At 70.8% G+C, this 7,249-nt stretch carries 6 protein-coding genes; 2 read left to right on the top strand and 4 right to left on the bottom strand.

All coding sequences use genetic code 11. From position 1 onward, the window contains the following. The coding region (locus AB4112_RS35670; RefSeq protein ID WP_441727180.1) for a heterodisulfide reductase-related iron-sulfur binding cluster at positions 1-838 on the top strand (838 nt) is incomplete at its 5' end. 105 nt (positions 839-943) lie between these two features. Here AB4112_RS35670 and AB4112_RS35675 read toward each other — a convergent pair. Continuing rightward, positions 944-3,502 carry a penicillin-binding protein 1A gene (locus AB4112_RS35675; RefSeq protein WP_441727182.1) on the bottom strand — a complete coding sequence of 853 codons (2,559 nt, stop codon included), beginning with the start codon at positions 3,500-3,502 and terminating at the stop codon, positions 944-946. Positions 3,503-3,713: 211 nt separating this feature from the next. Between AB4112_RS35675 and AB4112_RS35680 the strand changes: the two genes are divergently transcribed. Further along, positions 3,714-4,190, top strand: a complete 477-nt coding sequence (locus AB4112_RS35680; protein ID WP_441727184.1) for a phosphatase PAP2 family protein — start codon at positions 3,714-3,716, stop codon at positions 4,188-4,190. Positions 4,191-4,194: 4 nt separating this feature from the next. Here the strand turns inward: AB4112_RS35680 and AB4112_RS35685 are convergent, their stop codons facing one another. From AB4112_RS35685 to AB4112_RS35695, 3 genes are all read right to left on the bottom strand, one after another. Beyond that, the gene (locus AB4112_RS35685) at positions 4,195-4,617 is read right to left on the bottom strand and encodes a VOC family protein (protein ID WP_441727186.1); all 423 of its coding nucleotides are present in this window, start codon (positions 4,615-4,617) and stop codon (positions 4,195-4,197) included. A gap of 12 nt (positions 4,618-4,629) precedes the next feature. Next, positions 4,630-5,046 (bottom strand): iron response transcriptional regulator IrrA, encoded by a 417-nt coding sequence (irrA, locus tag AB4112_RS35690; protein WP_441727188.1) that lies wholly within the window; start codon positions 5,044-5,046, stop codon positions 4,630-4,632. A 239-nt stretch (positions 5,047-5,285) separates the two neighbouring features. Next, on the bottom strand, positions 5,286-6,932 hold the full coding sequence (locus tag AB4112_RS35695; protein WP_441727190.1) for an electron transfer flavoprotein-ubiquinone oxidoreductase: 1,647 nt from the start codon (positions 6,930-6,932) through the stop codon (positions 5,286-5,288). Positions 6,933-7,249: the final 317 nt, after the last annotated feature.

Here is a 7,249-nt window from a genome sequence, read left to right on the forward strand (position 1 = left end):
GATGCTGGCCCTGGCGCCGCGCCGGCTGGCGCCGCCCAGCCCGGTCGACCGGCCGCAGGTGTTCGCGGCGCAAGGGCCGCGGCGGCGGCGGGTGGCGCTGCTGTCCGGCTGCGCCCAGACCGTGCTCGATCCGGGGCTGAACGAGGCGACCATCCGCCTGCTGACTCGCCATGGCGTCGAGGTGGTGGTGGCCCGGGGCGCCGGCTGCTGCGGGTCGCTGACCCACCATATGGGGCGCGAGGATGCGGCCCGGGCCTCGGCCCGCGCCAACATCGAGGCCTGGAGCCGCGAGGCCGAGTCCGGCGGGCTTGACGCCATCGTCATCAACACCTCGGGCTGCGGCACCACGGTCAAGGATTACGGCCACATGTTCCGCACCGACCCCACCTGGGCCGGACGGGCGGCCAAGGTCTCGGCCCTGGCCCGCGACGTCACCGAGCTGATGGACGAGATCGGGCTGAACCCGCCCTCGACCGCGACCGGCCAGGCGGTGGCCTATCATTCCGCCTGCTCGATGCAGCACGGCCAGCGCATCGCGGCGCCGCCCCGCCGCCTGCTGGCCGCCGCCGGCTTCGCGGTGCGCGAAGTGCCGGACGGGCATCTCTGCTGCGGCTCCGCCGGCACCTACAACCTGCTGCAGCCCGACATCGCGGACGAGCTGCGGGCGCGCAAGGTGCGGGCGGTGGAGAGCACCGGGGCGGCGATCGTCGCCGCCGGCAACATCGGCTGCATCACCCAGATCGGCCTCGGCACGGATCTGCCGGTGGTGCACACGGTCGAGCTGCTGGACTGGGCCACCGGGGGGCCGAAGCCGGCCGGCATCAAGGATGCTGCTTAGAGCCAGACGATTTTGGGTGAGCTGTACTTTGTGTTGCCTCTCCGCAAGCGGCAGAGGCAAACGTGAAGACGCTTGAGATCCCGTCAGCTGCGGCCCAGCCGGATGTCAGTACAGCCCGCCGGTCCCGGTCAATGCGTCCTGGCTGGTCTCGCCATAGGTGTCGACGACCGGCGGCGGGCCGGGCTCGGTGCCCGGGCGGAACGCCTCCATGATCACGTCCGGCCCGCTGCCCTCGGCGGCATAGCCGCTGCGGCGGTCGACATAGGCGAAGCTGACGCCGGGCGGCACGGCGAAGTTGCCGGGATCGCTGCCGGCCAGCGCGTCCTTGATGAAGTCGCTGAAGATCGGCACCGCGATCGACCCGCCGGTGGCGCCGGCGCCGAGGGTGCGCGGCTTGTCGTAGCCGACGAAGATGCCGACCGCCAGGCGGGGCGAGAAGCCGACGAACCAGGCGTCGTTCGAATCATTGGTGGTGCCGGTCTTGCCGGCCAGCGGCAGGCCCAGCCCGGCGAGGCGGGCGGCGGTGCCGCGCTGGGTCACGCCCTGCAGGATCGAGATCATCTGGTAGTTGGCGATCGGGTCGTCCAACTGCTGGCCGAGCGGCCGCACCGGGGTGGCCTGGCCGGTCCAGGCCGGTGCGGCGCAGGGCACGCAATCCGCCCGGGCCGGCGTCACGCCGCCCTGGACCAGGCTGCGGCCGTCGCGGTCCTGCACCCGCTCGATCAGGTACGGGCTGATGTGGTAGCCGCCATTGGCGATGGTGGCGTAGGCGGTGGTCAGCTTCAGCGGCGTGGTCTCGCCGGCGCCCAGCCCCATCGAGGGGTACAGCGGCATGTCCTTGTAGACGCCGAAGGCCTCCGCGGTCTCCTTGACCGGCTGCAGCCCCATCTCGACCAGCAGGCGCACGGTCATGACGTTGCGCGACCGCTCGACGCCGGAGCGGAGCGTGGCGACGCCGATGTAGCCGCCGCCGTAGTTGCGCGGGCGGTAGCGGGCGACGCCTTCGCCCTGGTCGACCGAGAGTGGCGTGTCGTACAGCAGGCTGGACGGGGTGTAGCCGTGCTCCAGCGCCGAGAGGTAGACGAAGGGCTTGAAGGCCGATCCGGGCTGGCGCTTCGCCTGGGTGGCGCGGTTGAACTCGCTGAGCGAGAAGTCGAAGCCGCCCGACATCGCCAGCACCTTGCCGGTGAAGGGGTCGACCGCGACCAGCGCGCCCGACACCTCCGGCACCTGGCGCAGCGAATAGGCGGCGACCGCGACGGCCGACGTCTTCTCGGACGGCCGCACCCAGATCACGTCGCCCTTGGCCAGCACGTCGTCGGCGCCGTTGACCTGGCGGCCCAGGCGGCCGTTCTCCACCCGCCGGGCCCAGCCCAGGTCGCCGCGGTCGATGCGGCCCTGGCTGCCGTCCTCCAGCCCGACGGTCGCGGCCTGGCGGTCGACCTCGAGCACCACGGCGAGGTTCCAGCCGTCGATGTCGGCGGGGCGGTCGATGCCGTTGAGGAAGCGCTGCCACACCGGGCGCGTGTCCTTGGGCGTCGCGACCACGGCCGGCTTCGCCTCATGCTCCGGCAGATGAACGCCCATGGCCGCCAGCGCGCCCAGCAGGCGGCCCTGCTGCGGCGGGGCCGGCTCTGCGGCCGGCGGCTGGGCGGCCTCGGCCTGGGCCACTTCCTGGGCGGCGGCCGGCAGGTCCAGCATCGCCGAGATGTTGGCGATCGGCCCGCGCCAGCCGCGGTTGCGGTCGAACCGCTCCAGCCCGGCGCGCAGCGCCTGGTCGGCCATGCGCTGCAGCCGCGGGTCCAGCGTGGTGCGGACGGTCAGACCGCCGCCGTAAAGCTGGTCGTTGCCGTAGCTCTTGCGCAGCGACCGCCGGACCTCCTCGGCGAAATAGGGGGCGTGCACCGTCTCCAGCGGCGCCTGGGCGCGCACCGCCAGCGGTTGGGCCTTGGCATCGGCCGCCTGGGCAGCGGTGATGGCGCCATCCTGGGCCATGCGGTCGAGCACGTAGTCGCGGCGCGTCCGGGCTGCCTCCGGCCGGGTGATCGGGTTGTAGTTGTTCGGGGCCTTGGGCAGGGCGGCCAGGAACGCCGCCTCGGACAGCGACAGCTCGGCCGGCGGCTTGCCGAAATAGCGGGCCGAGGCCGCACCGATGCCGTAGGCGCCGCGGCCGAGATAGATCTCGTTGAGGTACATCTCCAGGATCTGGTCCTTGGAGAAGTCGTCCTCGATCTCGAAGGCCAGGATCAGCTCTCTGATCTTGCGCAGGGCGCTGACCTCGTTGGTCAGCAGCAGGTTCTTCGCCACCTGCTGGGTGATGGTCGAGCCGCCTTCGAGGCGCCGCCCCTTCCGCAAATTGCGGATGTTGGCGACCATGGCGCGGGCCAGGCCGGCGGGGTCGACGCCCAGATGGTGGCGGAAATTCTGGTCCTCGGCCGAGATGAAGGCCTGCACCAGATAGGGCGGCAGGCTGGCGATCGGCACCACCACCCGGTTCTCGACATAGTATTCGCGCAGCAGCGACCCGTCCGCGGCATAGATGCGCGTGGTCTGCAGCGGCCGGTAGGCGGCGAGCTGGCCGGCATCGGGCAGGTGCAGCTCAGGCCCCGCCGTGGCGGTCAGGAGCTGCAGGAGGACGGCGGCGACGGAGAAGCTGGCGGACATGCGGGCGGTTCATCGATCCCAGGGCGGTTCTTACTAAACGCATGAGCGGCGAATCGGAAACGCCTTCTTCTTGATGATGCCATGCGGGTGGGGCGGAGTGGCCTGGATACCGGGTCCAGCATCGCGCACGCCTCGGGCTTTTTGAAGGCGGCCGGCGCTGCGCCGCCTTGCCCCCTTCACCGGCAGCGGCGGCCGTGGAACCATCGCGGCCATGAAGACCATCGTCCTCCTGATGTCGATCGGCCTGCTGGGCTGGTGGACCGTGGTGGTGCCGCTGCAGATCATCGTCGCCGCGGTGACCTTCGCGCGCGGCCAGGGACGGCTGGCCGGGTTCAGCCTGGCCGCCCTGGCGCTGGCCGTCGCCGGCACGGGCGCGGCGCGGATGGTGGTGGACTGGCATCCCGACGGATTCGGCCAGGTCGGGCTGGTGCTGCCCAGCGGCCATTCCGCCCTGGCGGTGGTGGCGGTCGGCACGCTGGCGCTGCTGGCCGGTCCGGGCCGGCCCTGGCTGCGCATCGCGGCGGCGGCGGCCACCATCCTGGCGGTGGCCTGGGTCATGACGCTGGGCGGCCACACGCTGGGCGACGTGGTGGTCGGGCTCGGCCTTGGCGGCCTGTCCGTGCTGGTCGCCGGCCTGGTGTCGGGCCTGTTCCGTCCTTTCGCGGACCGGCGGGTCCCGCAGCCCTAGAGCCTCAGTAGTTCGGCCACAGCCCCGGCGTGGCCAGCTCGACCACATGGCCGTCGGGATCGGCGATGTACAGGCTGACGCCGCCGCGGGCCCAGGCCATCTCGCCGGTCAGGGCGACGCCCGCCGCGGCCAGCCGCGCGCGCCAGGCGTCCAGGTCCTCGGCCGGGACGGCGAAGGCCATGTGCAGCCGGCCCGCCCCCTCATGCCCCGGGATGGTGCCGCCGGCCTCGACCACATCGGCGGAGGTGGCGCCGGCCAGGAACAGCAGCAGCACGCCCTGCCGCCCGGCATCCAGCGCCACCAGCCGGGGGCTGCGCAGCATGACGCGCAGGCCCAGCACGCCTTCGTAGAAGGCGGCGGCGCGGTCGAGATCGGCGACGTAGAGCGAGGTCTCCAGCAGGCCGGAGATGCGGGGCGCGGCCGTCATAGCAGGCGCCGCTCAGGTTTCTTCGGCGAGGCGGATCACCACGTCGACCCGGGCGATGCGGGTGCCGGCGGGGGCGGCGGGCAGGGCCGAGACCACCACGGCCTCGTCATGCACGTCCTGCAGCTCGCCGGTCGATTCGCGGTAGAAATGATGGTGGTTGCAGGTGTTCGTGTCGAAATACGACCGGCCGGCATCGACCACGACCTCGCGCAGCAGCTCGGCCTCGGTGAACTGGTGCAGCGTGTTGTAGACGGTCGCCAGCGACACCGCATGGCCGGCCAGGATGGCCTCGCCGTGCAGCGCCTCGGCCGAGACATGGCGGTCGCGGCCGTCGAACAGCAGCCGCGCCAGGGCCACGCGCTGTCGCGTCGGGCGCAGACCGGCCTTCTGCAGTCGGTCGACGGCGGCGTTGATCTCGGCCTGCACCATTCTGGTTCCGCAATGAGTCCCGATTCGCACCATAACTGCGGTGCGCCCAGGGTACAACATAGCGCGATCCTGCTGCCCCGAGAGGGGCGGCCAGCCCCTTGCTTGTCATGCCACGGCTTGACCGTGGCATCCAGGGGCGGCCAGAGCGGCTCTCGGTGGCCCCTGGATTGCCCCCTTGGACTTGATCCGAGGGCAAGCCGGGCAATGACAGGAAGGGGGCGGGTTGCGGCCCGCCGTTCTCACATCATCTGGTAGTTCGGTCCCCCGCCGCCCTCGGGCACGGTCCAGACGATGTTCTGCTTGGGATCCTTGATGTCGCAGGTCTTGCAGTGCACGCAGTTCTGCGCGTTGATCACGAAGCGCGGGTCGCTGCCATCCTCGGCGCGCACCACCTCGTACACCCCGGCCGGGCAGTAGCGCTGCGCCGGCTCGTCATACAGCGGCAGGGTGTAGGCGATCGGGACCGACGGGTCCTTCAGCTTCAGATGCGACGGCTGGTTCTCCTCGTGGTTGGTGTTCGAGAGATACACCGAGGAGAGGCGGTCGAAGGTGACGACGCCATCCGGCTTGGGATAGTCGATCTTCTTCGACTGCGCCGCCGGGCGCAGCGATTCGTGGTCGGCATGCTTGTGGCGCAGCGTCCAGGGCAGCTTGCCGCGGGTCCACAGCTCGAGGCCGGAATACAGCGTGCCCAGCAGCGTGCCCCAGCGGAAGGCCGGGCGGCAGTTGCGCACCGTGGTCAGCTCCTGCCACAGCCAGCTGGCCTTCAGCCGCTCGGGATAGGCGGTGACCTCGTCATGGCCCTCGCGGCCCTCGGCCAGCGCGTCGAACACCGCCTCGGCGCAGACCATGCCGCTCTTCATCGCGGTGTGGTTGCCCTTGATTCGCGGCACGTTGACGAAGCCGGCGGAGCAGCCGATCAGGCAGCCGCCGGGGAAGGTCAGCTTCGGGATCGACTGCAGCCCGCCCTCGTTGATGGCGCGGCCGCCATAGGCCAGGCGCTTGCCACCCTCCAGCGTCGGGCGGATCAGCGGGTGGTTCTTGTGGCGCTGGAACTCCTCGAACGGCGAGAGGTACGGGTTCTTGTAGTCGAGCGCGACGACATAGCCGATCGAGACCAGGTTCTCGCCGAAATGGTAGAGCCAGCCGCCGCCATAGGTCTCGTTGTTCATCGGCCAGCCGAAGCCGTGCTGGACCAGGCCGGGGCGGTGATTCTCCGGCTTCACCTCCCACAGCTCCTTGACCCCCAGGCCGAAGGTCTGCGGGTCGCACTCGGTGCGCAGCTGGAACCTCTCCATCAGCATCTTGGCCAGCGACCCGCGCACGCCTTCGCCGATCAGGGTGTATTTGGCGTGCAGCTCCATGCCCGGCGTGTAGTTGCCGGTGTGCTGACCATCCTTGCCGATGCCCATGTCGCCGGTGGCGACGCCCTTGACCGACCCGTCCTCGTGGTACAGCACCTCGGCCGCGGCGAAGCCGGGATAGATCTCGACGCCCAGCGCCTCGGCCTGCTGCGCCATCCAGCGCGTCACCAGCCCCATGCTGACGATGTAGTTGCCGTGGTTGTGCAGCTCCTTCGGCAATCCGAAGTTCGGCAGGCGGAAGCTGCTGACCGACGTGTAGTAGTGGAATTCATCCTGGGTGACCGGGGTGTCGAGCGGGGCGCCCTTCTCCTTCCAGTCGGGGATCAGCTCGTTCAGCGCGCGGGGGTCCAGCACGGCGCCGGACAGGATGTGGGCGCCGACCTCCGACCCCTTCTCCAGCACGCAGACGCTGACCTCGCGCCCGGTCTCCGCCGCCTTCTGCTTCAGCCGGATCGCCGCCGCCAGGCCTGCCGGCCCGGCGCCCACGATCACGACGTCGTACTCCATCGATTCGCGTTCCATCGCGCGCCCCTTCCTTGGTTGGCGGCATGCTACATAAATGCATCCCGGGAATCGAATGGCCGATCATGTCGCGGCAGCTTTCGCGCCGGCTGCGACGCCGATCTAACTCGGCGGCCGCTGCGGCAGGTGCGGCAACGGGTCCGGCGGCAGGGTTGACAGGGCAGGCGGGGCTGCCGCTTCTAGGGCATGGACAGGACCAGCGAATCGACCGTCGCCGTGCACCCCGCCGAGATCATCGCGCTCTTGAAATGGTACCAGGACGCCGGCATCGACGAGGCGATCGGCGATGACGCCGGCGCGCTCGGCCGCCGCCGCGC

The organism is Inquilinus sp. 2KB_23, assembly GCF_052115705.1.
GTDB lineage: Bacteria > Pseudomonadota > Alphaproteobacteria > DSM-16000 > Inquilinaceae > Inquilinus > Inquilinus ginsengisoli_A.

Coding starts and splice junctions, on each gene's coding strand:
- AB4112_RS35675 (WP_441727182.1), bottom strand. CDS start 3,502: ATGTCCGCCAGCTTCTCCGTCGCCGCCGTCCTCCTGCAGCTCCTGACC.
- AB4112_RS35680 (WP_441727184.1), top strand. CDS start 3,714: ATGAAGACCATCGTCCTCCTGATGTCGATCGGCCTGCTGGGCTGGTGG.
- AB4112_RS35685 (WP_441727186.1), bottom strand. CDS start 4,617: ATGACGGCCGCGCCCCGCATCTCCGGCCTGCTGGAGACCTCGCTCTAC.
- irrA (WP_441727188.1), bottom strand. CDS start 5,046: ATGGTGCAGGCCGAGATCAACGCCGCCGTCGACCGACTGCAGAAGGCC.
- AB4112_RS35695 (WP_441727190.1), bottom strand. CDS start 6,932: ATGGAACGCGAATCGATGGAGTACGACGTCGTGATCGTGGGCGCCGGG.